We start from the raw sequence: 24,613 nt of genomic DNA on the forward strand, positions 1-24,613 counted from the left end.
GCGCCTCTTTACAACAGCGGCCTATTCGGGATAAGTTTGTATAGGACAGGGTTGTACCCGCAAGTCAAGGAGGTTACCGGATGAGCCAAGCTCCGAATTTATATTTTAATTCCAGCACCGAAAAGCCTTATCTGATCATAACCGCCGTCGAGGCGGAAAAAGAAGCGCTGCAGCGCGGATTGGGCGGCGACAACCGGTTCGTACTGGCGGCGGCAGGCGTCGGAACGGCGGCAGCGGCAGCGGGAACGGCCGCGGCGCTTGCAGCGGGCGACTACCGACTGGTCATCAGCGCCGGAATTGGCGGCGGTTTTGTAGGCCGGGCGCCTGTCGGGTCGCTTGTCGTAGCCGACGCTCTGATTGCCGCCGACCTCGGCGCCGAGACGCCCGACGGTTTTATCAGCGTGGACGAGTTAGGATTCGGTTCCTCGCGTATTGCTGCAGAACCCGAATTATCTACGCGCCTTGCCGAAGCTTTGCACAACGCCGGACATCCCGTGACGACAGGTGCCGTCCTGACCGTGAGCACCGTTACCGGGACGGCCGAGACGGCGGAGAGACTCGTCCGCCGCATCCCCGGGGCGGCTGCCGAAGCGATGGAAGGTTACGGTGTCGCGGTTGCGGCTGCCGGCCGCGGACTGCCAGTGCTGGAGATCCGCGCCATCTCCAATCCGGTCGGGCCCCGCGACCGCTCCGCCTGGAATATCAAAGACGCCATGAAGACGCTGGAGTCTGCCGGCGCCCTACTAACGGAGGTACTGCCATGAAGATCGCTTATTCGCCTTGCCCGAACGATACATTCGTCTTTCACGCATGGGCGCACGGTTTGCTGCCCGGAGCGCCCACGCTCGATGTCACCTATGCGGATATCGACATCACCAACAATCTGGCCGCCGCTTCGAGCGGACCGGAGGTGCTTAAAATATCGTACGCCGCCCTCCCCTGGGTGCTGAACGACTACGCTTTGCTGCCTTGCGGAGGCGCCCTCGGCAGAGGCTGCGGCCCTCTCGTATTATCCGCCGGAGGCGATCGCGGCATTACAGCTCCGGCCGAACTCGCCGGCCGGCGCGTAGCCGTGCCGAGCGAACGGTCTACCGCGTATTTGCTGTTCCGCTTGTGGGCGGCCCAGCAAGTGCCCGGCGGCGTCAAGGACATTGTCGTAATGCCGTTTCATGAGATTATGCCGGCGGTCCGCGACGGCCGGATCGATGCCGGTCTGGTCATTCACGAGGCCCGCTTTACGTATCCGTCCTATGGGTTAAACATGCTGAGCGATCTCGGCAGCTGGTGGGAGACCGATACGGGACTTCCGATCCCGCTCGGAGCGATTATCGCCCGCCGTTCGCTCGATCTGGACGCGATCGCGCGCTGGACCCGCGCTTCAGTCGAATACGCCTGGGCGAACCCGGACGCGTCGCGGAGTTACGTCATGCAGCATGCCCAGGAGATGTCGCCGGAAGTCGCGAAGGCGCATATTGAGCTGTATGTAAACGAGTTTACGGCCAATTTAGGGGAAGACGGGTATAACGCCATTACCGCTTTGCTTACACGGGCCGCCAAGGAGGGGCTCGTGCCGGAGATCGATCCGGCTCTGCTGCGGTAATTTCTTTGCGCCGGTTCGTTTAAGCCGGTCAAGGAACGCCGTCGGGACGGCCTTTTCGGTGCGCGCTAATCCATTCAAGGAAGTGCGGGAGGGAACGGACGCCTTCGCTGCGGACGCTCTCTCATTATGTGGATCGTTTGGGCGGCAGCAACCGGCAGTAACCGGCGGCAGCAGCTACAGCCGCGACTTCCTTTGCAGCCCGAATAGCTTTCTTGCCAGCGGTTTATGCTCAGCCTTCGCTGGGAACGACGTGTGCGGCCCAATTGTGGATTACGAAATTGTTCGTACCGCAACGTAATTTCCAGCCCGTTGTTTCGCAACGTGACGATGTGACGGCGGTCGGTCGATCCCCATAAGGGTCTTTTGCCCCCTCTATTTTCGGCCTATTCGCAAAACCGAGGCGAATAAAAGCGGTTTGTACCTCCTATTTTCGCATACCGGCGGGGGCTGCACGCTTTTCACCGATTTTAACAGCTCCAAACCGCTCCTATTTCCCCATTCAAGCGGGTTTCGGACAAAATAAAGGCTGCAAACATATCTTATACGCTGCTCCATCCTCAAGCTATCCTATACAAACATACAAAAACGCCGCAGGCGCTGTCGGTTCCGAACTACCGACTTGCCAGCAGGCGTTTATTAATCGGGAGAGAACGCGTAATTGATTTGTTCCATCAGCCAAAGGCACCGAGGCATGTTCTCGCCTTTCTCGCCCCCTCTTTATAGATTACAGTCCATCAGTTGCTTTCTGTTTCCGAGTCATGCGCTTCCCTCCAATGAACTGCTGGATAAGCGGCAATGAGCAGCAGCGTCAAGAAAACGGAATGTACAAGCGCCATCCTGAATTTTTCTATCGACCATCGATCCTCGCCGATAATCCAATAAGCGACCGGATTTGTAATGCCGATCCCGTCTTGCGCTCCGGGAACTTGATTGTTCATATGGTTTTGCGCTTTCGAATAAGGTCTGGAAACACCGGCTCTCCGAATCGACAAGGTGAACGCCGCGACGAGAAACAAGTTAACTATAACGTAAACCAACTTCCCACCCGCCCCCTTCCCGCGTCCCCGCTTCTTTACAAATTAAGACTATAATAATCGACATTATGGAGTGCATCAATGTTCTCAAGCTGATGTATGGCTAATAACTCGGCAATATTCCACTGTTCGTTTATGGAACGGTTCCTGCGGGTCAAAACGTGTCCGCTAACTATGAAAAGCTTCTAAACTAAGCCTTTTCCACGACGAATGCCCCTTGTAAGAAACAACTTTTCTTGCAAGCGGATTATATTTGCTCAGCTCTAAGCTCCAAGCTCAAAGCAAAAAAACCGCCCGGCTGTTAACCGGCGGCTCTCTGCTTTTGCGATCCTATATCATTCTATGAAGTTTTCTTCCTCATTCTGCGAATCCAGAAGTAGACGACCGCCAGACCCGCGACGGCAATCAACGCATAAGCGACATTGGAGTACACGTCCATGAAACCGACGATATCTTCCCACGATTCCCCGACAGCGGCGCCTACCGAGACGAGCACTACGTTCCAGATCAAGGTCCCGATCGTGGTGAACAGCAGGAACAGACCGAACTTCATCTTGGCCATACCGGCCGGAACCGAGATCAGACTGCGGATCAGAGGAATCATCCGGCAGAAAAATACCGTGCGGTACCCATATTTGTCGAACCAGGCGGCCGATTTATGCAAATCTTCCTTCTTCACGCGAAGCAGCCGTCCCCAGCGGTCAATGATCGCTTCCAGCCGGTCTACGTGCAACAGGCGCCCGATGCCGTAAAGGGCAATAGCTCCCGCGATGCTTCCTGCCGTTGCCGCTACGACAACGCCTGTTACCGTAAGCTCCGAATAAGTGGTCATGAATCCGCCGAAGGTCAGAATTACCTCGGACGGAATCGGAGGAAACAAATTTTCCAGTGCTATCATCAGAAAAATGCCGATATAACCGTACTCGCTCATAAAGTCCGTAATCCAGCTTTGCATCCTTAGCCTCCCAGTTGGTCTCGTATCCATCTATACCATACGAAAACCGCGAAAGCAAGTTTTGGAAGCTGTTTTCATAGATTTTACAAGTTGATTTTACAGCTGCAGCAGCCGTTCCAGCAGTTCGTCCAAAGGCAGCGGTTGTTCGCTTGTCACTAGAACGCCGTTCTCCTCCAAATAAGCCAGCGCAGCATCCCGGTCCCGGGTGATCAAGTGCGGTACGGGAGCTTCTCTCCACTCTACCGCCCCCGGTACCGCCGACATATCGAGAGTCGCCGGGGCGGTTAGCCACAATCTCCGCCAGGACATCGACAAGCTGTCCTTATCGTACGGCCCTTCTACCCGCCCCTCTTTTAGCAGCAATATATAATCGGCAAACTGGCGGATATCCTCTACGGAATGCGTAGACATCAGGACGGTGCGTTCCATCGTCTCGGAATCTTCTACGAGCATTTGCTTCAATTGGCTGCGGCTTGCCAGATCGAGCCCGTTCGTCGGTTCGTCCAGCAGCAGCAGCGGCGCCCTCGTGCTGAGCGCAAGCGTCAAGGCCGCCTTCTTGCGGTCTCCTTGCGACAACCGACCGTACGGTTTGTGAAGCGGGATTCGAAACCGTTCCGCGCGTCTGCGGTAGTCCTCCCCGTCCCACCGCTCGTACCACCTGCCGATAAACTTCTCCATCTCCAGCAATGTAAACGATTCGCAGCCTTCGAGAGGGTCCGGGACGAATGCGGCATAGGTTCGGATCTCCGCCTCCCCGGTCTCATAGGAGCGGCCAAACAGCTCCACCTTACCGGAAGTAGGCCGCGTCAAGTTCATGCAGCAAGTCAGCAAGGTCGTCTTGCCGGTTCCGTTCGGGCCTACCAGCGCGTAGGTGTATCCATGCTCCAGCGCCAGATCGACCGGTCCAAGACAGTAATCGGCACGCCGCTTCACCAGCCGCTCCGTCCGGAGCGCAATCGTCGAGTTCATCCTTGCTTCCCCCTTTCCTTCAACATATCTTCCAGCACCTGCTCAAACGTTTTGCGGGTCGTATCCGGGTCCATCTGCAGCCTGAAGCTCATCTCGACAACGGTTCGGAACGCCTGATACAAGCTGGCGTCCGCCACCTGCTTTTGCTGCTTAGCCTCCATCTCCGCGACAAACGTCCCCTTGCCTTGTATCGTCTGGATATACCGCTGCTGCTCCAGATTCTGATAGGCTCTACTGACGGTAATGACGCTGCAGGCCAGATCACCTGCGAGCGCCCGGATCGAGGGAAGCGGCGTGCCCGGCTTTAGCTGGCCGCTGACGATACACGAAAGGAGCTGCTGCTCGATCTGATGATAGATCGGCTCCCGGCTTTGTTCGGATATTTGAATCGGCAGTCGGATGGCCCTTTCGCCTCCTTTCTCAGGGAAGATCGATACGTTCCAGCCGCCGAACAAGCCCCCGCTGAAATGCGATGATGCCGATAACACCCGCGCACAGCGAAATGGCGGCAGGCCAGAACGGATTCCTTTTCACCATATCGAGCACTTGCAAAATCACCGTCTTATTCAGCAAGTAGTTCAGCAGCAGATCGGCTCCGATAATGACTACGACCATTCCGATGGAGACCACGTGGATCATCTTGGCCTTCGCCCCGTACTCCAGAAAGGGATGCAAGCCGCAAATCGCGGCCGCATAACCAGTCCAGACAAGCGCGAACGACAATAAATGAGCAATCGGTCTAGTATCCGATAGCACCGTCCAGCCCACGGCAACGAATACGATAACAAAAACGGTCATCGAGACTACAAAACAAAACAGCATATACAGCATGCGGCTCCAAGCAATAACCGGCAGCGGGATCGCCCACATCCGGTAAAACCGCAGCCTTTTCAGAAACGGTTCATCGGTCAGCGAATTCCAGGACATGTATTCTCTGGAGAACGAAAGCGCTCCGAGCGCCGGAAGAGCGGCAAGCAGCAGCAAATCTGCGACATTCAAAAACGTTAGAACGTTATCCAGTGACAAGTCGTCCCTTTCAAACCGCATCAGCGCCTCTACAGCCACAAGCGCAATCAGTACGGAAGCGATCATATTCATCGCCAGCGAAAGATAACGCTGTTTGAATTCATACCAGGCTATCGGCCAAGCATCGCGCAACATGGCTCTCCCTCCAATTATACGGTACCGCGGATAAAGCCGACCGCATCGATCCCGAAATAAGCGGCAACACAGGCAACCACAGTCCAGAACACCAAAGCGATCGTCATCCAGAACATGACGGCTCCACGCGGGGCTTTAAACGCCATAGCGAAAGCGGCGGCAATCTCCGTTCCGATAAACAGCGGACCGATAACGGCAAGTCCGGGCAGACCGTACTTAACGAAAATGTGATAGGCGCGCTTTCTCTTCTTGCTGTCGGCCTCTTCATTCAGAGCGGCTCCCTTTCTGCGGTTGCGCCATACGTTCAGCTTGTCAAACAGAAACACGACCAGAACGACGACGAGCCAATTGCCCAAAAACGCGAGAATTCCGGATGCTACAGGGTTAAGCCCCAACATAACGGCGAAAAACGCGACGATCGCCGACTCGACCCAGGGCAGGGCCGACAGGACGAATACTGCCAAATAAGACCACTTATCCAAATACTCCATAATCATGTGAAAATCCTCCTCGGTTTGCGTAAGTGATATACTGTGTATGTGTACATGTGTTTATATCTATATACACAGTACATCACAGTTCAGCGATTGTCAATCGTCCGTACCCGGTTGTTGCAATTTTTTTCACTTGCCGTATTACCTGTCGTTCCGGAAGCACGCAAAAACCTCCAATCCCGGCCAACGCCTAAAGATTTGGAGGTTCTCCCCACTTCGTATTTATTCACGGCCTGTCATCCGCCGGATCACCGCTTTCACCTGCGCTTCGTAAATGCCGTTCCCTCCGGGCATTCCGAGATGCGCATCGTCCATACTCCACTTCGCGAGCGAAGCCGATACTTCGATCCGGGCCCCGGGGGGAGGCACATCGCGGGTGAAGACGAGCCTCGACGGAATGAAGCGGTACCCGACCTTCGGATTACGGCCTCGCCCGTTCCAATCCGTGATCGTAAGCTGCTCCGGCTCCGTGCCGGGCAGGAACGCAAGCGCGTAGCCGCCTTCGATCCGGCAGCCGTCGCCGTACCTCTCCCGCCCGTCTACGAGAACGGACCAGTTGCGCAGCTGGTAACGTGCAGACTCCGCCATGTCGCTGCCATCCGGGGTAACGAGCGAATACTCGGAAGAGCCGTCGGAACTTTGCTGCTCTCCAGGCCCTATGTACCCCTGGAAGTCGTGAGGCTGTTCATACTGCCACTGCATCAGAGGCCGATACACGTTCACCGTTTCCGCTCCGTTACGTATCGCGATATCCCGGATCACTTCCGGGTAACCCATCAGAAGCCGGGTGTTATAGTTGCTCAGCCCGGTCTCGATCAGAGCGAGCCTCGTTGCGGGAGAGGCTGTCCGGATGACGGCGAGCATCCGCTCCATCGCCGTTACGAAACCGTCCAAACGTTTGATTCGTACCGCCTGGCCAGCATAATCCCGTATGTGCGGCGTGAGCGGCGTAGGTTCGAGCGGCTCTGCGAATCGGGCCGTGCGGGTATCCGGGTCCCAGCTTTCGATCAGCCGGCTCTGCACATTGCGGTTGTCGCCGTAATAATCGCCGACGACGACAAGATCCCCTTGCTTCACGGAGTCGAACGAAGCTCCCTTACCATCGATGACGACGCATCGCTGTTCGCAGACCGCGACGATAAGCTCGGCCGTATCGACGCTGTACCGATCCGGCCCGTCATACCGGCAGTTCTGAATAAGCAGAGTAGGCAAGCGCCTTACGCCCGCTTCGCTTAGTCCTTCGATCCGCCGAACCGCGGCAAACGTATTTCCAGCCTCCCAGTCGTCGTTCGTACCGAGACCGATAAAAAGAATATCCGGCTTCCAGTCGCACAGACGGTTGACGTTTCTCAATCCTTTGTCGCTCTTATACAGATTAGCTGTCCATCCTCCGATTCCCGCGTTCATGATCGAATGGAACCGGTTCGTCACAAAATTGACGATCAGATAAGGATCTCCGGTCTTGCCGCCCAGCGGATCGAAACCGCGTATTTTCAATTCGAACGTTCGTCTCCTGGTATCCGGGAACGTCCAGGTCCGGACCGCCCGATCGTCGGTTATGCGGTAATCGAGTCCGCTGCTCACCGCGACGGGCCTCGCCGGGTCGAAAGCGACGCCGCCTTCGCCGTAACGGCTCTCGAGCGGGGAGCCGAGACGCTCCTCTGTCTCGCCGACGGTCGTTTTCGCATAAGCGATCGTTTCGCCGTAACGGAAAGAAGCTTCAATGACAGTCCCCTGTGCGGGTGTCCGGCGAAACTGCAGCGCATGATGCACTTCGGTCTCCCCGTGCGCATCCGAACCGTAGATTCGAATTACCCGGTAGTCTTGATCCGCCGGAAAAACCGCTCCGTAACCGCCGCGATTCAGCCCTCCCGCGGCTGGCCTCCCATCCGCGCTGACCGAATGGGCATAAGTAAACGGACGTCCCAAATCGAACGTATTGCCCGCACCGTCCGCGACGAACCGGATCGTCTCTTCCCCGCACGGGGCTTCGTTCCGGTTGGAGAACGTATCGAACAACGCGCCGTCGACATACACATCGATCAGCGAAGCCGAACCGTTCCCCCGCTCCATCGCCTGCACGACGGTAAGTTCGTCGCCTTCCAGCTCGAACGACACCGCGCTGCCGGCTCCCGTCAGTCTCCAGGCGCGGCCGCCATACAACTTGCGGCTGCTGAGAGCTTCCGCCGTCCCGGAAACGTTCAACTGCAACTGCTCGCTGGCGAGCGTCTCGGCATACGTCTGGCGGATATAACGGTCCGCTTCTCCGACGAAGCCGTCATCCAGCATCCCGTCTCCCCAAGTAATGCTGTCTCCCGCAAAAGCGACTCGCATCTTTCGCGGACATTCGCCGCGTGTACATTCCAGATTCATAGATCCCCGACTTTCTCCGAAGCGCGGCAGCTTTCAGCGTTTGATGTGTTGATGTGCCCGAAGCGGAATTACACCGGGCTGCCGTCCAGATCGCCTGACGGAACGCTATCCTTCATCCGCAGCGCGCCGGAGGCGTCCACCCACAGATGATACGTCCCCATGATCAGGTGAGGGCCGTTCCAGGCTCCGCCTATCTTGACGTTTCCGCTGAAAGAGTGGTCGAACTTGCCGGCGTAAACGGCCCCGCTTTGTCTGCTCTGGATGCGCACCTTCGGCTGGAAAGCCGTCTGGTTGACCACCTCGCGGCCCGCATAGGACACATAAGCACCGCCGCCTTCGATCATATTGTTATCCAGTATAATCAGGTTGTCGTCGCTGTCGAGCTTCGTAATCCGGACCGCCGTCCACCAATTCGGCCACAGGTTATTCGGATCGCTGGCGAAGACGCGGCTGTTCTGGATCGATACATATTGAACCTGATCGTCGATGACGACGACGTTCGAGCAATTCCCCGCATGAACGCTGTCAAGCGAGATCAGCCCGAGATGATTGCTTGCAAGCAAACCGACGTCGTATCCTTCGAAATGCCCCACGTTCATCCGCACCTCCTGAACGTTCCAGCCGCTAAGCACCGCCACCGTTCCTTGCAGCGCCGTGTCGCCGGGCAGGACGGATACGTCCCGGTCAAGCGTAATCGTACTGCCGCCGATTGCGCTTATATATGCCGGCGTAAGCCGGCTCTCGCTGCCGACCAGCACCAGCTGGCCGCTCTCGAAACCGCTTGCGTTCGTTAAGGTCACCTGATTCGCCGCAGGCGAGGACGCGATCGTCGTTTGCGCATATTTCACTTTGCCGTCCCGAATATAATGGCCGCCTTGCCAAGCGACGAACTTCGGATTGGAGAGCAGCGTCGAATTGTGCATCGAGCTGCCGCCTCTGCCGATCAGCAGCCCGTGACCGCAATACATCCACAAGCAGTCGAGGAAATGATGGTTGCCGACGTTCATGCTCTGGCAAGGCAAATCGACGGCGTATCCTTTCAGAAAATGACTGAACACGCAGTTCGTAAACGTAAGCTCAAAACCGTTTAATATTTTCAGACCCGATCCGTTATACCCGCTGCCGCCTTCAAAAGCGTTCGAATTGCGGAAGATGACGTTTGTAAACCGGGAGGACACCATTTGTCTCGCGTACACCAACGGGCGATCTCCCGGCAGCCGGTTCACATTGTTTTTGATCATCAGATCGCGCATCTCGAAACTATGCATCGAACTGGTCACGTTCGCCTCCCGCTGAATATCGAACATGGCCGCCGAATTCGAGTAATTCATCAGGATCGACGAACCGCTGCCTTCCCCTTTGATCGTTACGTAAGGCTTTCTCACCGTCAGCCCCGTCACCTTGTATTTCCCCGGAGGCACGTAGATTGTCCCTCCGGTTTTGTCCACCTCGTACAACTCCTGCACCTTGTCGATCGCCGCCTGAAATGCCGCGCTGTCGTCCGCCGCATTATCGCCTTTTGCGCCAAACCAGCGTACGTTGTATACGTTGGCCGGAAATCTCCCCGACGACCGTTTGTAACGCTTCCCCGAGCCGGACACGAAAATGGTACCGTTGTCGTCCGCTGACGACGTATCGCCGGCGTCATAATAAAACTCCCCTTCGCGGCCCGCATCCGTTACGTAGTAGAAACCTCCGGACGAGTCGGGCGCAGTGTCGGTCCGCAACTGGGCGATCGTCACATTCGCGGCCCCGCAACAACTTTCGCCGCCGCCGTACACAGCTCCTGCTACCGTTTGGCCCATTGCGATACTTTTAGGGAGCAGCATGGCCGCTCCTGCCGCCGCCAGCGTCCCTGTGCCGATCGCCGCGATCGCCGTCCGCCGGCTGACCGGGCGGGCTCCTCCCTGATTTTCCTGCGACTTGCCGCTCGACTTGTTTTCCATTCGACATGCCCCGCTTTCGCCAAAGTTTCGAACGGGATATTCGGACTGCCGTTCGGACACTGCCGCATCCTTTACCCCAGACCATAGACGGTTCGAACCCAAGCTGGCACGCCTGGTCCCCTATCGGTGATTCATCATCGGCCTATTTGCCGAGCTTGGTCTTGATCGCTTGGTTGATTTTTTCCTCCGCGTCCCGCAAGGCGCTGTTGACGTCTTTTTTGCCGGCCAGATAATCTTTGTATTCGGCGGTGACGACGGCGTTGGCGTCCGAGTAGAATCTGGAGAATTCGGGCGCTTCCGCCGGCTTGCTTTTGAAGATCGCTTTGACGTTTTTCCCTTTCAGCCCGGGCTGGTCGGCGCCGTAATTGTCCTTGAACTTCTGATCCTTCAGCGGCGACACCCGTCCCGTCACTTTGACCGAATCAAGCTGCACTTCGTCGGACATCAGCACCTCGATCACTTTGAACGCGTCGTCCTTCAGCTTGCTCGTCTTCGGGACGGCCATCACATGGAGATCGTACATGCCGTACACGTTCGGGCGCTCCTTGTAGCTCGGATATTGAGCGATATCCCAATTCAAGTTGGGAACGTCGCGGAAGAACGACGTAAAATTACTGGTGGCCAGCATCGCAATCGTCTTATCTTTCGGAAACACGTTCAGGAAAGAGCCTTGCTGCTCGTTGCCGGGTATGTCGTGAATCGTTTTGCCCATTTCGAACACCCGCTTCAATTGATCGTTCGCATTAATATTTGCCGTGTTCGTCTTCGGATCGACCAGGTTCAGCGAGAGCGGGAACATCATGCGCACATGACCGTCGGGATCAAGACCTTTGTACTGGACTCCGCCTTCGCTTCTCGTCAGCTTCTTCGCCAGCTCGATCGTTTCGTCCCAAGTCATCCCGTCTTTCGGGTAACCGACTCCGAACTTATCGAAGATGTCTATGTTATAATACAACGCATTAAAATTAACGTTGTATGGGATGCCGAACAAGCCCCCGTTCGAAACTTTGCGAACCGCATCGAGCGCATTCGGATCGAATCGGCCGAGATCGAACTTGTTTTTCTGGATGAGCGGCGTCATGTCCTCCAAATAGTCGAGCAAGTTTTGCGAAGGCAATCCGCCGTGCCATAAGGTGGCCAGGTCGAACTGCTGCTTCGTGGCGATTACGTTGTCGATCGGGTTGTTCGCTTTTGCGATCCGCTCGATCGTAATATGCGGGTATTTCTTCTTCACCGGTTCCACGATTAACCGATTGAAATCGTCGTCCGTAAATTGCTGCACATCGTACATTTTCAAGGTGACCGGATCAGGCGCCTTCTCCACGGGCTTGGACGCTTCCGGCTGGGGGGTATCGGTGCTTTTCGCCCCTCCTTGGCCGCCTGCGCCGCATCCGGTGAGCACCAGCATAGCGCCGAGTGAAACTGTAATCGCTTTCTTAATCATCGTAAATATCCCCTTTCTGATCAAATAACTATAAGTGAACCATTATAATCTGCATTATTTGTTTGTTAGCATTTTTTGAAGTTCTGGTTCACTTATGATTATATTTCTCGTTGTTAACGCTGTCAATGCTTATTTATCAACTTCAGTGAGTTTCGTAATCATGGACTAACTTGTAGATTCATTCCGTTTCAGCTGCGAAATCCGGTTCACTTCTCCATGCAAATCGCTCGAAAAATTTAAATATAAGTATACCAGAACTTTCTTCACGCGATTGAACCATGGATCTGGCCCCGTTGCACTAATAAAGAAAAGAGGCTGTCTCCAAAGCGATTTTTTCGGGCTTTTGGTGCTCGCTTCGAACCGATTTTCCCGGTGAAAAAGGACCTCAGCCTCCACTTTACCGTGGAAATTGAGGTCCTTATGATAAAACAGAGGAACGTTCCCCTGCCATAGGAGCACTAATGGAATAGCCCTTCCTTTAACGTGCAGCCCCAACTGTGGTGCATGTGAGGAAATGGTGGCCTTCGCCCCGGCCGCTCTTATTTCCCCAGCCAAGCCGGTTCCGGACAAAATAAACGGTACAAACCGCTCTTATGCACGCTAATGCATTCGATGCATTCGATGCATTCTAATTAAATAAACCCGCACCAAAGTGCGGGTCGCCTACTTATTTATACAAGCATATCCTTTATTCCAAAAAATCTTTCAGACGCTTGCTGCGGCTCGGATGTCTCAGCTTGCGCAGCGCCTTCGCCTCGATCTGGCGAATCCGCTCGCGGGTAACGCCGAACACCTGCCCCACTTCCTCCAGCGTACGGGTCCGCCCGTCATCCAGGCCGAAGCGCAGACGAAGCACGTTCTCCTCCCGCTCCGTGAGCGTATCGAGCACGTCTTCCAGCTGCTCCTTCAGCAATTCGAAGGCAGCCGCATCCGGTGGTGCCAGCGCATCATGATCCTCGATAAAGTCCCCTAAGTTCGAATCGTTTTCTTCGCCGATCGGCGTTTCCAGGGAAACCGGTTCCTGGGCGATCTTCATAATCTCCCTGACCTTTTCGGCCGTAAGATCCATAGCTTTCGCCACTTCCTCGGGCGTCGGCTCGCGGCCGAGCTCCTGGAGCAACTGCTTGGACACCCGGATAAACTTATGGATCGTCTCGACCATATGTACCGGGATCCGGATCGTTCGGGCCTGATCGGCAATAGCGCGGGTAATCGCCTGACGAATCCACCATGTGGCATAAGTGCTGAATTTGAATCCTTTGGAGTAGTCGAATTTCTCGACCGCTTTCATAAGCCCCATATTGCCTTCCTGAATCAAGTCGAGAAACAGCATGCCCCGGCCGACATACCGTCTGGCGATGCTGACTACGAGTCTAAGATTCGCTTCGGCCAGCTTCTGCTTCGCTTCCTCGTCGCCTTGGACGATTCTTTGGGCAAGGTCGATTTCCGCTTCGGCAGAAAGGAGCTGAACACGCCCGATTTCTTTCAGATACATACGAACAGGATCGTTGATATTCGTGCCCGGCGGCAGTGTCAGGTCGTCTGCGAAGTTCGTCTCTTCCCCGGAAGAAGCAAATCCCTCTTTCACCTGTTCCAGCGTAATCGCTGTCTCCGGTCCCGGTTGACGATCGTTGTCTGTCATACGGCTCCCCCCAACCTGGATAGTTCATCTTGCCAACTAGGAACTGGGATCGTTCTCCATTTCCGGTATTGACAATTAATTTAGCATATGGTACTGTAAAGTAGAACAGTAATGAAAATTTGATGATCCCAATCAGCTATACCCTTGATAATAACATAGTTTCCAATCGAAATCAACCATAAACTTTCAGCCTTCTTCCTGTTGCAGGAGGGAGGCTTTTTTAGATGCCTTTTAGCTGCCGGTTCCCTCTATTTCACAAATCGAAAACGGGCTCAATCCGCTTCACAGCTTGTCTTTCCTTATGAAAAGCTTCAAGTCGAAATCGTTTCTGCGATGAAAAACAAAAAAACCATAACCATACAAGATGGTTACGGTTGAGCTTCGCTTCCTGCGCACGTTCCATCACTTTTGGATTATTCCGATTTCCCGCCGCTTTCGGCTACGATTTTATCGGCAAACCCTTTGATCGTCGAACAGCCCAGCAGCGGAGGCTTGGATACGCACTTCAGCATAAGCTGACCGGTTTTTCCGTCCCAGGCGTATTGGAAGCTAACCTGCATCCCCGCAACCTTTACCGTAAACGTCCCCGAGGGCGTGCTCGGGATCGTAATGCCTTTTTGTTTCCCCAGCGTCTGGAGCGAGCGGAACACAGCAGGCGTCACGTTTTTGTATTTCCATGGAAGACAAGATGCCATCGCAGTTCTTCCCCCTCATACCGAATATTAACCATCATATGAGGGGCCGCTTGTTCAAAGTGACACTTGTTTCCGTTATTTTCTCCGATTGTTCATAATATAGCCGTTTCCCGGCTGCAGCGGAATGACTCTCGATTGCAGCTGGCGCGCGATCTCCTGCAAAGGAGCGCTGCACGATCCGCATAACCTGCGTTCCCGTACCGGGGCGCCGCAGCATTCGCACGGGTAGGTAAGCTTGCGGTAAAACCGCGAGATCCGGCCTTCTTTAATAAAGCTATGAAGGGACGCCAAAGGAACCTCAGCCATGCGGCTGACTTCTTCGGTTGCCGCATCGGGATATTTCCATAAATAATCGAGACAGCGGCTCAAATACGTATCTTGAGCGGCGCTGCAATCGCTGCAGATGTTGCGGAAATTTTTCCGGTAGACGGAGCCGCAGTTCGGACAATGATCCACTTGTACACTCACCCGGCATCATTCCCTTAGCAATAAGTAAAAGGTCCTGCTACTATTTTACTATATGGACAGTCATCCTACAATAGAACTTATGAACAGACACGTTTTCCGGATATAATAAATCCTTGCTTGGCGCGCGTTACAGCGGCTCAGCAAGGATTTCTTCTTATCCGTTCTTATACGTTATGTATGCCGTGCAGTGCGGCAACGGAGGAGACTCCGTTTTATTGGCCGCCTGCGTAGCCCTTTACCGCCTTAACTTCATACAGGCTGTGGGTCCGGTCGATAATGTGGTCCGGCTTCGGCTGGCCTCTGCTCTGACGGTGGCCCTCGATATGAACCTCGCTCGTCTCCCAGCCTTTCCACGCCGCTTCAGACTCCCAGCGGATCAATATCATGACTTCCTCGTCGCCCCGCCGGGTCTTCTTCACCGTAATGCTCATATCGATAAAACCTTCCGACTTCTCGATATGTCCCGGTCCGCTGAAACGGTCGACGACCAGCCCGGACGTCCCTTCTTTCACCGTAATGGTTATTGTCTCAAAAAACATTGCTTCACTCCTCACCCAAGTCAGCTTGCTTCTTTTCTATTATAATGACAATGATATTCATTTTCAACAAGATGTCTACTGCGGTTTTACCGCGATTTCGATTTTCTCGATGCGAACCTCTTCCGTCGGCTTGCTCGGTTCGCCGTATGCCGTCAGTTCAACCGGCGTGGCGGCGATGGCTGTAACGACTTCCATGCCTTCCGACACTTTGCCGAAGATCGAATAGTTCGGATTTTTATTCAAATTATCGCAGTTCGCTCCCGTACATACGAAAAACTGGCTGCCGTTCGTATCCTCTCCGGCGTTCGCCATCGCGACGGTCCCGATCTCATATTTGTGGCCGTTGTCCAGCTCGTCCTCGAACTCGTACCCCGGTCCGCCTCTTCCGGTTCCGGTCGGGTCGCCGGTCTGAATGACGAACGATTGGATAATGCGATGGAACAAGACGTTGTCGTAAAATCCGTCCTTGGCCAGGAAAACGAAGTTATTGACCGTTTTCGGGGCGTCTTTCGCAAACAGCTCCACCTTGAAGCTCCCTTTGGTCGTTGTGATCGTCGCCTCGTACGTTTGCTCTTGATCGATTGTCATTGCCGGAGGAGCGTCGTAAATTCGCCCGATCCGGATCGTTTCCGTCTCGCCGAAGTATTTGACAGGCAAGCCCAGCGCTTCGCTGACGAAACGGATCGGCACATAAGTCGTCCCCTCGTAGATAAAGCTGCTTTGCTCCGTTTTCTTCTCGACGCCGTCAAACAGAAAACGCAAATTTTTAAAATACACGTCGATCGATGTGCTCGTTCCGGACGCCGATACGAAAGTGAGGGAGAATACGACGCCGATGATAATGCCGATTGCGATTCCTTGCAGCTTGTTTTTCATTCCGATCCACCTTTGATCCTGTTTTGTTCCATTACGGACATCTTTGGTATTCTTCACGAGCGGCCGACTTCCCTGCAGTCGACTGCATGCGGACGCAAAAAAGCCGCCCTTGTCAGCAAAGGCGGCATACCGGCCGGCCGAGAGCCCTGCCGGTATCTAGAACGTATTGTAAATATTATCACATTCGCCCGGCTTGGGCTCGTAGAAGCAGTGCAGCTTATATCGGCCGACGAGAGGCTGATTGTACCAGGTAGGCGGACAGTCGCCCTCCGGTCTGAAGTACCACAAGCTGAACTTGCCCGGCCAGCTCCGCTCCCCGTTAACCGACCGTTGCGCCAGCCGCTTCTCGCGGTCTCTCGCCCGCTGATAAAAATATCCGTGCTGAACCGCTTCAAAGGCGTGGGGCTGGTAAATCATTTGCGGGATCGTCCGCAGCCCTTTAAAATCGGAACAGTTCGCCCGGATCCGGTTGATGCCCACATTGCCGACCAGCATCATGCCCTGCTCGCCTTCCCCTTCCGCTTCGGCGCGCAGAAGTCTTGCAAGCAGATCGATATCGTTGGCCCTTGCTTTGACGACAGCCATTCGTACACCTCGCAGACGTTTTTATTCTACAACCATCATATTACGCGAATCGCCCACGGGTGACTGCCTATCGGCCGAAAGCGGCGGAAATTGCTTCGCGCCTTGTGTCAAACTGCTGTGTCCGGGTAATTTATAAGCAGCGATTATGACCAGGTACTAGAGAAAGTTAGTACTTAGAAATCCGGAGCCAAGCGGATACAATAAGATCAAGAGGACTCGATATGTTACTCCACTAAAGCTTCAGGGAGGAATCACCATGAAAACCCAATCCTTCGGCTACAATGCAGGATACATGCTCGGCTGCAGCTCGCTGCTCGCTTCTCTCGTCTATTTCTTCGCCTCCAATTGGGGCTCGCTGGACCGCTGGCAAAAGTTTGCCCCGATCATGATTCTGCTTGCGGCCTTGTACGGCTTGTCCGTCTATTTGGCCGGGCGTCCGGGACGGCAGTTTCTAAGCCGGCTCTCCCTGTTCTCCTGCTGCATCACGTTCGGCGTCGCGCTTTTGGTAATCGGGCAAACGTACAATTCGCATGCCGACAGTTACGCCCTGTACGCCGTCTGGTGCGCAGCATCGATCGTATTCGCCTTACAGGTCAATTGGCAACCATTCACCGTACTCGCTTATATTCTCGGTACGCTGGCCTACTGGCTGTACTTTTTTCCGAATACCGGTTTTGTCGATTACGAGGACGTTGAAGCGATCGGCATCTTGTCTCTGCTCGCTTTCATTAACGGACTGCTCTACTATCTCGTCCGGACGAACCGGCTCCGGGGCGCATTTCTGGCAGCGACCGCTTTTACGGTATTAAACGGGATCGTCATCCTGCTCTCCAACTCGTTTGCGTTCGAGGATTACGCACAGATATTCAATGTTGCGGCGGTTGTTTTGTTCGTCGTATGGGTCCGGCTTTACATCCGGGAAGCGAACCAGCCGTATTTGCTCGGAACCGGATTGTTCGTGTCGGTGTATCTCATTATGAAATATATCGAGCTGCTTCTACATTTCGAAGCCGGCGAATCGTTTTTCATCCTGTCGCTTCTGTTCGCCGGGCTGTTTATATGGGGCAGTGCGAAATGGATACAATACGTCAAATCACTCGTTCCTCCGGACGATGCCGAGGGCGATGAGGAACAGAAGGAAAGCGGCAAAGCGCTCCGGCATTGGATCGTCAGAGTGCTTTCGATAACCGCTATTTTCGTCGGAACGGTGATCGGGGCCGTCAGCTTGATCGGTTTTCTGATCCTCGTCTTCGATCTCGATGAGCCGTTAAATGTATTAAACAGCGCCGGGTTGTTTCTGACGATCGCCATGACGGCCGCGCGTAAGCTGAATCCGGTAATCCGCTACTCGTTATTGTCGATCGGATTATGCATCGGCGTAGGCTCCGCCCTGTTCGACGAATTTACGCTGCTCCTTCTCGTCTACCTGGTTGTTTGCGCTCTGATGTTCACATTCGCGACAGGACTGGCAGAACGTTCGATGTTTTTTACGGCAGCCGTTACGATCGCGGGACTGTGGCTGTTTATGCTGCTTGACGATACCGTGCAGGTGCTGCTTCTCCTAACTTGCGTCATGCCGGTTATCTCCTGGCTGCATCGCTTCGTACCGGTCGGCACGTTCCGGTCCGCCATGCGCTGGTGCGGGTATTACTCGTTTTTGACCTTGTTCCTGCTGCTGACTTTTGCTTCACAACGTTACGAGTACGACCTGCTCTATTTTATCGTTCTGCTCGCCTGTATCGTCGGTGCGCATCGGTTGGGCGAAAGGGCGGCATACCGGGTCACCTTCGGATTTTGGACGTTGTTCGTCTTCTGGAAATATTACGATACCGCGTGGAAGCTGCTGCATAAGTCGTGGAGCCTCGCGCTCATCGGCTGCCTCCTCCTGCTGGTCACCTACTGGCTGGAGCGGAAATTCCGGAACGCTCCCGAGGAACGGTTGTCTGATATCCGACCGCGTGTCCGCTCGTTCTGGATGGCGGCCGTAGTCGTTTCCTGCCTGATGCTGTTGTCGGTCCAGATCGGCCGGAGCGAAACGATACTGGCGCGCGGAGAGACCGTATATCTGGAGCTCCTTCCTTTGGACCCGCGTTCTTTGCTGCAAGGAGACTACGTACAGCTGCGGTATACCGTTTCCGAGCCGTTCGGAAGAGATTGGACCGACAATACGCCGGAGGAAAGCGGCAAAGTATCCGTAGTGCTGGCCAAGTCGCCGTCCGGAGTGCATCAGTTCAAACAGCTGTACGACAAGTCGTATGCGCTCCAGCCGGGCGAAGTGGTGCTGAACGGCAAATGGAGAAGCTGGCGGACGATCGAATACGGCATCGAGCATTTCTTCGTTCCGGAAGGAACGGGCATGGACGTGGAACGGACGGCGAAATATGCGGAAGTGAAAGTCGCAAGCAACGGCGACGCGCTGGTCGCCCGGCTGCTTCCGAACTTGCCTTGATCGAATACCGGTAATTCAGGGAGGGCCCAAACATGCTCAAGCAAGCGAAGTTTTGGCTTCCGGTCGTGTACGCCGCTGTCATTTTGTTTAATCTATCGGGTGCCGACGATTACAACATCGTGTTATTTCTGACAAGTCCGCCGCTTTGGTTGCATGAAGCAAGCGTAACAGTACGATCCTACGTCCGAATTCCGCTGGCCGGTTATTACTTGATTACACTGCTGTTCTGGCTGATCGCCGGATGGGGCATAGACGGAATCGCAAACAAATGGAGGAAAAGAACCAACACCGGAAACGAATAGGCGCAACACCCTGCCGGCCGTATAGAAATACGTCAACGACAGCCTAACCGACAAAAGACGCAGCTATCACCGCTTCTCGCAAGCGATGATGGCTGCGTCTTTATTTAGGCGCGTCCGGTACGTCAGTGGTCCGAATGATTACTTCTTCGCCCCTGCCTCGATCAGAATGCGCTCGATATCTTTATACTTTCGTTTGACGGCGTGTTCCAGGGCAGTTACTCCGTCTTTGTCGGGGATATTCACATCCGCTTTATGATCGATCAGCAGCTGCACGATCTGCTGGTGCTTGACGCCCCCGTTGCCCAGAACGACGGCTTCCATCAGAGCCGTCCAGCCGAGCCGGTTAATGTGATTGACATCCACATCCGTCGTCGTCAGCAGCTCCTTCACGATGTCCACATGACCGCGCTCGGCCGCCGGAATCAATGCGGTGCCGCCGTACCGGTTGGTCAGCTTCGTATCCGCTCCGGCTTCGATCGTCAGCTTCAAAATATCCAGCAGTCCTTCGGCGCCTGCGTACAGAAACGGGTTGTCCTGCCGGTCGTCCTGAATATGGATGTTCGCTCCGGCACCGATCAGCGCTTTCACGGTCTCCGGTTTATTGCCGTGCGTCGCAGCCATAACGGCCGTACGGCCTCTGTCGTCCCGGCCGTCGATAGCCACTCCTTGCAAAATTAATGTTCTTACAACGCCGGTATCCCCGCGTTCCGCCGCTTCGATCAACTGTTTGCTCAATTCGCCGGCGCTCCTTTCATCTTGTGGTGTTGCCGCAGGCTGTGCGGGCGTTTCGCTCGGCTGCGGCTGCGTTTCGTTCGGCTGTTGGGACGTTTCGGTTCGCATCTGTTCTCCGTCACCCTGTCCGCTTGGCGCCGGCGCGGCCTGACAGCCTGCCAGCATGGCGGATATTAACGTTATCAACCCTATTTTATACCAAATATCCATCTAGACCTACCTCCTCATCCTGATGAAAAAGGACCTCCGAGGAGATCCTTCTTCCCGAACGTTGCCCGGTCGGTTTTATGCTTTTATTTCGTAGCAAACGTTACCTGATCTGCGGAAGCCCAATCGCCGGAAGCCGTCACTTTGTAAGTCGTGTTCGGCGCAAGCTTCGCGCCGTTCGTCAAATCGAACGTACCCGCCGCACCTTTGCGGCTTTGGAACTTGTACATAGCGGTAACCGCGGTTCCGTCTTCGGCGGTAAGCGTTACGCTGCGAAGCGCGAACAGCTCGTCCTTCGGATCGGCATTCAGGACGACTTCGATCGATGTCTCGTTTATCGCGCTTGCCGATTGGATCGCGAGCGGAGCTACCGATTGAGCCTTGAAGGATGGCACTTTAATCGTCGACCAGTCGGACGACACCGTATAGATTACGCCGGGCTTTAACGTTTCGCCGGCAGGAAGACGGTATTTCGGAGCTTGACGTCCGTCGGTCGCCTGTGTAAACGGCACGTACTTGGCCACGATCGGCTGTCCGCCCTCCGGCGTGATCGTTACGGATTTATCCCGCAGCGAGGAGATGATCGCATACGTTTTGCCGTTTGCCCGGTTATTTTCGTCCAGAGTCAGCTCCTGGCCGTTGCGGCTGCCGTAGTATGCTTCCACCACATAGCCGTAATCTGCCGTTCCGTCTTCAAGCAAGGTTTCGATCTCGAACGTGTCGCTGGTCACCTGACGAGCCGTACCGGTCGGAATTTTGTTCGTTACCGCTTCGAACGTACCGGCGGTTTTGCCTTTATACGACATCGTATACGTCTTTCCGGCCGCTTGTACCGTTACGGGAACGATATAGGTGGAGACGGCTCCGGTTTTTAATTGTGGTACATTCAAGAGCATCATGTCATTGTCGAAGGTGAAATTTTTCTTCGCCTGATCCAGGTTGACGTCAGCAGCCGTGAGCGGTGCGGAGAACGTGACTTCAAGCGTCACCGGGTTGAGCGCCTTCACGCTCGTCACTTCTGCATTCGCGGAAGGAAGGTGCGGGATCGACTTCCAGATCAGCTGTGCCGCCTCCCCGCGGGTTACCGCCTTGCCCGGGGTATAATCGGTCACCCATTTTTGAACGATTGCCGGTTTTTTATTAAGCGATGTTGCCACAATCGATACAAGATCCTGCTGAGTCACTTGCACCGCAGGTGCGAACTTGCCGCCCGTGCCAAGCTTTAGTCCGTTGTGGAGAAATGCCTGTACATACGACGCATACCATTCGGATTCGGAAATGTCGGAAGGCAGCGGAGCTCCGTCCGATTTCGGCTGCAGGCCGAACGCTTTTACCGCAATTTTGGCGATCTCGGCGCCGCTCAGCTCGCGGTTCGGCCTCAAGGTTCCGTCCTCGTAGCCGGACAGCACGTCCAGCTTGATCAACCCTTCAATCGCGCTGCGGTAGGAGCCCACTTCAGACAAATCGCTAAGTGCGGCAGCGATGGTCGTGTCAACGGCTGCAGCTTGGGCATGATAAGGAATAAGCGACGCGGAGCCGATGACGGCGGCCGCGAAAAGAGTCATAAGTGGTTTCTTCATCTTGAATTCCTCCCGGATTATAATGATTGCGACTTCATGCATTCATCATAACGGACAATTCTAAACTCGAAAGAAACCGGAGATTAAATATTTATTAACTGTTAGTACGAGTTCAAAAAGTCCGGTTTTCAGCACCGAGAAGATGGGATGAAGCTAGGAAATGAGGAGCGGAGCGTAGTGGCAGCTTTTGTGAGCACCGGAAGTTCCGGCTGAATTCCATATTCGATGTCGAGCAGGCTTATGGATCGACTTCGTGATCAAAAGTGGACTTTTTGAACAACCTCTGTCAGACGGAGAACCGGTAACCCGCGCCCCATATGGTCTCGATGAACTGCGGAGCGGACGGGTCGGACTCGATTTTTTCGCGGATCCGACGGATATGGACCGTTACCGTGTTGTTGTCGCCCAGCGAATCGGCTCCCCATATGCGCTCGAACAACTCGTCCTTGCTGAACACCCGGTCCGGATGAATGGCCAGAAACGTAAGCAGGTCGAACTCCTTGGCGGTAAAGGTCACTTCCCGTTCCGCTACGAACACGCGGCGCGACGCCGTATGAATCGTCAAATTGCGGATACGGATCTCGTCATCGGCCCGTTTTTTGCCGACCAGTCTTTCGTATCGGGACAGATGGGCTTTGACGCGGGCGACGAGCTCACCCGGGCTGAACGGCTTGGTCATGTAGTCGTCGGCGCCTGTGCCGAAGCCGCGTATTTTATCGATTTCCTCTTTCCTCGCCGACACGATGATGATCGGAACTTCTTTGGCGCTTCGGATGCTCCGGCATATTTCAAAACCGTCGATCCCCGGCAGCATCAAGTCGAGCACGATCAGATCGTAATCCCCTTGCAGCGCCTTCTCCAGCCCTTCGCGGCCGGTATGGCACATGTCGACGCGGAAACCGTTTAATTCGAAATAGTCTTTCTGGAGCTCTGCTATGCTCGTCTCGTCCTCAATGATCAATATGTGCTTCATCGTGATCGACTCCTACGTTTCTTCGTAAACGTGAAATGTGATTGAAACAACCGTTCCTTCACCCGGTTCGCTTGCCACGCCGATCGAACCTTGATGGCCTTCCACGATTTGCTTGGCGATCGACAGTCCGAGACCGCTTCCCCCGGTCCGCATATTGCGCGACGATTCGGCTCTATAAAACCGGTCGAATACGGAGCGGACCGCATCTTCGGCTATGCCGGGCCCATTATCCTCGATCGTCAGCTTGAGCTTGCCGGCTTCCTCCGTTAACGTAAATCGAATTTTTTTGTCCGGCTTATCACAGAATTTGATGCTGTTCTCGACAATATTCACAATCGCGCGTTTCATCTTGTCCGGATCAAGCAGAACGTAGAACGGAGCGCCGCCCTTGCCTGCCCATTCCACCTGAAACCCTTGCTGCTCCAGTTCGAAACGCAGCTCTCCCACGAGACCGTCGATAAACGCCCGCAGGTCGGTCCGGACAAAATCGAACGGCACCTTTTTCAAATCAAGCTTCGAGTACAGAAACAGCTCGTCGATCAGCCGGTCCATCGCTACCGCCTTCGTGTAGATCGTATCGACGTACTTGTCCATCTTTTCTTTTGTGTTCGGCACGCCGTCGCGTATCCCTTCAATGTACCCTTTGATCGTCGTAATCGGCGTTTTCAGATCATGGGAGATGTTGGAGATCAATTCTTTGCGGTTGGCCTCGTACTGGAGCTGCAAATCGACCGATTCCTTCAACTTGCGGCGCATATCTTCGAATTGCTGGCTGAGCATGCCGATCTCGTCCTGGGACTGGGCCTCAACCCGGAAATCCAGGTCGCCCTCCTTGATCCGGGCGGCGGACATACGCAGCGTATCGAGCGGCTTGATGATCCGCCGGGTGATAAAGAAATACAGCATCACATTCGCCAGCACCAATACGACAAACAGCAGCGAGATAAGCAAAGGCAGCAATTTGCTGGTCAAAGCCGCAAACGGGCTGAGCTCGCGGATGACGAACAAGCTGCCCCGCGACTGGTCAGGCAGAACGAAGTCGTATTTGGCATAGCCGTAAAACCGGTCTCCGATGTTGACCGAGCTGCGGATTCGGATATTGTCCAGCTCGTAATCGGGCAGCACCCGCTCCACGCCGGTTCCTTCCAGCTGCGGGGAGGCAAAGTCGACATCGCCTTCCTTACGGATCAGCAGCGTCGATTTCGCTACGCGGAGCTGAAACTCGTAATCTTTCTGAAGACTATCGTCGTACAGCTTCTCCGGGCTCGTCTTCGCGATATATTTTAAATCCATGTACAAGCTTTCCTGCTCCGGCGTTAAAGGCTGCAGCGTAAAATGGATCGTATAAAACGGCTTGAAGCTTCTCGCGTCGCCCGTGACCGCCAAGGCGACCAAAAAAGCCGTCGTAATAAAAATGAGGATCGTAACGACGAGCACGAGCGTATAGGAAACGATAATTTTGGAGCGTACGGACATGGCGGACCTCCCTTGCTGTAAGAGGTTGTTCAAAAAGTCCGCTTTTGATCACGAAGCAGATACAGGAAGCTGCTCGACATCGAATATGGAATTCATCCGGAACTTCCGGTGCT

The 24,613-nt window shown here is 54.6% G+C and carries 23 protein-coding genes; 4 read left to right on the forward strand and 19 right to left on the reverse strand.

The genetic code is table 11. The annotated features are described in order from the left end of the window. Positions 1–80 precede the first annotated feature (80 nt). On the forward strand, positions 81–764 hold the full coding sequence (locus AC3Y2E_RS23665; protein WP_379214767.1) for a futalosine hydrolase: 684 nt from the start codon (positions 81–83) through the stop codon (positions 762–764). Then, complete coding sequence (locus tag AC3Y2E_RS23670) at positions 761–1,600, forward strand: 1,4-dihydroxy-6-naphtoate synthase (protein WP_379214769.1); 840 nt, start codon at positions 761–763, stop codon at positions 1,598–1,600. The genes AC3Y2E_RS23665 and AC3Y2E_RS23670 overlap by 4 nt, the downstream gene beginning before the upstream one ends. Before the next feature lie 734 nt (positions 1,601–2,334). Here the strand turns inward: AC3Y2E_RS23670 and AC3Y2E_RS23675 are convergent. The 15 genes from AC3Y2E_RS23675 to AC3Y2E_RS23745 form a co-directional block, all read right to left on the reverse strand. Then, the gene (locus AC3Y2E_RS23675) at positions 2,335–2,637 is read right to left on the reverse strand and encodes a hypothetical protein (RefSeq protein WP_379214771.1); all 303 of its coding nucleotides are present in this window, start codon (positions 2,635–2,637) and stop codon (positions 2,335–2,337) included. 337 nt (positions 2,638–2,974) lie between these two features. Beyond that, positions 2,975–3,589, reverse strand: a complete 615-nt coding sequence (locus tag AC3Y2E_RS23680; protein WP_379214773.1) for a DedA family protein — start codon at positions 3,587–3,589, stop codon at positions 2,975–2,977. Positions 3,590–3,685: 96 nt separating this feature from the next. Continuing rightward, positions 3,686–4,558, reverse strand: a complete 873-nt coding sequence (locus AC3Y2E_RS23685; protein ID WP_379214775.1) for an ATP-binding cassette domain-containing protein — start codon at positions 4,556–4,558, stop codon at positions 3,686–3,688. Continuing rightward, entirely contained in the window at positions 4,555–4,959 is a 405-nt protein-coding gene (locus AC3Y2E_RS23690) for a GntR family transcriptional regulator (protein ID WP_379214849.1), read from the reverse strand. The genes AC3Y2E_RS23685 and AC3Y2E_RS23690 overlap by 4 nt, the downstream gene beginning before the upstream one ends. Before the next feature lie 19 nt (positions 4,960–4,978). After that, positions 4,979–5,719: a hypothetical protein gene (locus AC3Y2E_RS23695; protein WP_379214777.1), complete on the reverse strand. Its 741-nt coding sequence runs from the start codon at positions 5,717–5,719 to the stop codon at positions 4,979–4,981. A 14-nt stretch (positions 5,720–5,733) separates the two neighbouring features. Next, a complete protein-coding gene (locus AC3Y2E_RS23700) occupies positions 5,734–6,216 on the reverse strand; it encodes a small multi-drug export protein (protein ID WP_332073797.1) in 483 nt (160 codons plus the stop codon). Between the two features lie 219 nt (positions 6,217–6,435). Then, positions 6,436–8,586 (reverse strand): SGNH/GDSL hydrolase family protein, encoded by a 2,151-nt coding sequence (locus tag AC3Y2E_RS23705; protein ID WP_379214779.1) that lies wholly within the window; start codon positions 8,584–8,586, stop codon positions 6,436–6,438. Between the two features lie 68 nt (positions 8,587–8,654). Then, a complete protein-coding gene (locus AC3Y2E_RS23710; RefSeq protein ID WP_379214782.1) occupies positions 8,655–10,532 on the reverse strand; it encodes a glycosyl hydrolase family 28-related protein in 1,878 nt (625 codons plus the stop codon). A gap of 142 nt (positions 10,533–10,674) precedes the next feature. Then, a complete protein-coding gene (locus tag AC3Y2E_RS23715; RefSeq protein ID WP_379214784.1) occupies positions 10,675–11,976 on the reverse strand; it encodes an ABC transporter substrate-binding protein in 1,302 nt (433 codons plus the stop codon). Between the two features lie 688 nt (positions 11,977–12,664). Continuing rightward, positions 12,665–13,618 (reverse strand): RNA polymerase sigma factor RpoD, encoded by a 954-nt coding sequence (gene rpoD / locus AC3Y2E_RS23720; protein ID WP_190928382.1) that lies wholly within the window; start codon positions 13,616–13,618, stop codon positions 12,665–12,667. A gap of 413 nt (positions 13,619–14,031) precedes the next feature. Beyond that, positions 14,032–14,313, reverse strand: a complete 282-nt coding sequence (locus AC3Y2E_RS23725) for a hypothetical protein (protein ID WP_190928380.1) — start codon at positions 14,311–14,313, stop codon at positions 14,032–14,034. Positions 14,314–14,388: 75 nt separating this feature from the next. After that, a complete protein-coding gene (locus tag AC3Y2E_RS23730) occupies positions 14,389–14,781 on the reverse strand; it encodes a flagellar protein (RefSeq protein ID WP_379214787.1) in 393 nt (130 codons plus the stop codon). Positions 14,782–14,993: 212 nt separating this feature from the next. After that, positions 14,994–15,320 (reverse strand): antibiotic biosynthesis monooxygenase family protein, encoded by a 327-nt coding sequence (locus AC3Y2E_RS23735; protein WP_332073795.1) that lies wholly within the window; start codon positions 15,318–15,320, stop codon positions 14,994–14,996. 75 nt (positions 15,321–15,395) lie between these two features. After that, the gene (locus tag AC3Y2E_RS23740) at positions 15,396–16,196 is read right to left on the reverse strand and encodes a peptidylprolyl isomerase (RefSeq protein WP_379214790.1); all 801 of its coding nucleotides are present in this window, start codon (positions 16,194–16,196) and stop codon (positions 15,396–15,398) included. Positions 16,197–16,352: 156 nt separating this feature from the next. Beyond that, complete coding sequence (locus tag AC3Y2E_RS23745; protein ID WP_190928372.1) at positions 16,353–16,781, reverse strand: cell wall hydrolase; 429 nt, start codon at positions 16,779–16,781, stop codon at positions 16,353–16,355. A gap of 256 nt (positions 16,782–17,037) precedes the next feature. On the opposite strand from AC3Y2E_RS23745, the gene AC3Y2E_RS23750 reads away from it, so the two are divergent. Both AC3Y2E_RS23750 and AC3Y2E_RS23755 read left to right on the forward strand, forming a co-directional pair. Continuing rightward, positions 17,038–19,230 (forward strand): GDYXXLXY domain-containing protein, encoded by a 2,193-nt coding sequence (locus AC3Y2E_RS23750; protein ID WP_379214793.1) that lies wholly within the window; start codon positions 17,038–17,040, stop codon positions 19,228–19,230. A 32-nt stretch (positions 19,231–19,262) separates the two neighbouring features. Further along, positions 19,263–19,532 (forward strand): hypothetical protein, encoded by a 270-nt coding sequence (locus AC3Y2E_RS23755; RefSeq protein WP_379214795.1) that lies wholly within the window; start codon positions 19,263–19,265, stop codon positions 19,530–19,532. 138 nt (positions 19,533–19,670) lie between these two features. Here AC3Y2E_RS23755 and AC3Y2E_RS23760 read toward each other — a convergent pair whose 3' ends face one another. The 4 genes from AC3Y2E_RS23760 to AC3Y2E_RS23775 form a co-directional block, all read right to left on the reverse strand. After that, entirely contained in the window at positions 19,671–20,474 is an 804-nt protein-coding gene (locus AC3Y2E_RS23760; protein ID WP_379214797.1) for an ankyrin repeat domain-containing protein, read from the reverse strand. A gap of 83 nt (positions 20,475–20,557) precedes the next feature. Next, positions 20,558–22,051, reverse strand: a complete 1,494-nt coding sequence (locus AC3Y2E_RS23765) for an S-layer homology domain-containing protein (protein WP_379214799.1) — start codon at positions 22,049–22,051, stop codon at positions 20,558–20,560. Positions 22,052–22,337: 286 nt separating this feature from the next. Continuing rightward, the gene (locus AC3Y2E_RS23770) at positions 22,338–23,024 is read right to left on the reverse strand and encodes a response regulator transcription factor (RefSeq protein WP_379214801.1); all 687 of its coding nucleotides are present in this window, start codon (positions 23,022–23,024) and stop codon (positions 22,338–22,340) included. A 12-nt stretch (positions 23,025–23,036) separates the two neighbouring features. Then, positions 23,037–24,500 carry a sensor histidine kinase gene (locus AC3Y2E_RS23775; RefSeq protein WP_379214804.1) on the reverse strand — a complete coding sequence of 488 codons (1,464 nt, stop codon included), beginning with the start codon at positions 24,498–24,500 and terminating at the stop codon, positions 23,037–23,039. Positions 24,501–24,613 lie beyond the last annotated feature (113 nt).

This window comes from Paenibacillus sp. MAH-35 (assembly GCF_058135425.1).

Excerpts from the sequence above, each read along its gene's own strand:
- AC3Y2E_RS23680 (WP_379214773.1), bottom strand. The coding sequence starts at position 3,589 with ATGCAAAGCTGGATTACGGACTTTATGAGCGAGTACGGTTATATCGGC.
- AC3Y2E_RS23740 (WP_379214790.1), bottom strand. The coding sequence starts at position 16,196 with ATGAAAAACAAGCTGCAAGGAATCGCAATCGGCATTATCATCGGCGTC.
- AC3Y2E_RS23775 (WP_379214804.1), bottom strand. The coding sequence starts at position 24,500 with ATGTCCGTACGCTCCAAAATTATCGTTTCCTATACGCTCGTGCTCGTC.
- AC3Y2E_RS23770 (WP_379214801.1), bottom strand. The coding sequence starts at position 23,024 with ATGAAGCACATATTGATCATTGAGGACGAGACGAGCATAGCAGAGCTC.
- AC3Y2E_RS23765 (WP_379214799.1), bottom strand. The coding sequence starts at position 22,051 with ATGAAGAAACCACTTATGACTCTTTTCGCGGCCGCCGTCATCGGCTCC.
- AC3Y2E_RS23725 (WP_190928380.1), bottom strand. The coding sequence starts at position 14,313 with ATGGCATCTTGTCTTCCATGGAAATACAAAAACGTGACGCCTGCTGTG.
- AC3Y2E_RS23705 (WP_379214779.1), bottom strand. The coding sequence starts at position 8,586 with ATGAATCTGGAATGTACACGCGGCGAATGTCCGCGAAAGATGCGAGTC.
- rpoD (WP_190928382.1), bottom strand. The coding sequence starts at position 13,618 with ATGACAGACAACGATCGTCAACCGGGACCGGAGACAGCGATTACGCTG.
- AC3Y2E_RS23755 (WP_379214795.1), top strand. The coding sequence starts at position 19,263 with ATGCTCAAGCAAGCGAAGTTTTGGCTTCCGGTCGTGTACGCCGCTGTC.
- AC3Y2E_RS23760 (WP_379214797.1), bottom strand. The coding sequence starts at position 20,474 with ATGGATATTTGGTATAAAATAGGGTTGATAACGTTAATATCCGCCATG.
- AC3Y2E_RS23750 (WP_379214793.1), top strand. The coding sequence starts at position 17,038 with ATGAAAACCCAATCCTTCGGCTACAATGCAGGATACATGCTCGGCTGC.
- AC3Y2E_RS23665 (WP_379214767.1), top strand. The coding sequence starts at position 81 with ATGAGCCAAGCTCCGAATTTATATTTTAATTCCAGCACCGAAAAGCCT.
- AC3Y2E_RS23685 (WP_379214775.1), bottom strand. The coding sequence starts at position 4,558 with ATGAACTCGACGATTGCGCTCCGGACGGAGCGGCTGGTGAAGCGGCGT.
- AC3Y2E_RS23745 (WP_190928372.1), bottom strand. The coding sequence starts at position 16,781 with ATGGCTGTCGTCAAAGCAAGGGCCAACGATATCGATCTGCTTGCAAGA.
- AC3Y2E_RS23670 (WP_379214769.1), top strand. The coding sequence starts at position 761 with ATGAAGATCGCTTATTCGCCTTGCCCGAACGATACATTCGTCTTTCAC.
- AC3Y2E_RS23735 (WP_332073795.1), bottom strand. The coding sequence starts at position 15,320 with ATGTTTTTTGAGACAATAACCATTACGGTGAAAGAAGGGACGTCCGGG.
- AC3Y2E_RS23695 (WP_379214777.1), bottom strand. The coding sequence starts at position 5,719 with ATGTTGCGCGATGCTTGGCCGATAGCCTGGTATGAATTCAAACAGCGT.
- AC3Y2E_RS23700 (WP_332073797.1), bottom strand. The coding sequence starts at position 6,216 with ATGATTATGGAGTATTTGGATAAGTGGTCTTATTTGGCAGTATTCGTC.
- AC3Y2E_RS23715 (WP_379214784.1), bottom strand. The coding sequence starts at position 11,976 with ATGATTAAGAAAGCGATTACAGTTTCACTCGGCGCTATGCTGGTGCTC.
- AC3Y2E_RS23710 (WP_379214782.1), bottom strand. The coding sequence starts at position 10,532 with ATGGAAAACAAGTCGAGCGGCAAGTCGCAGGAAAATCAGGGAGGAGCC.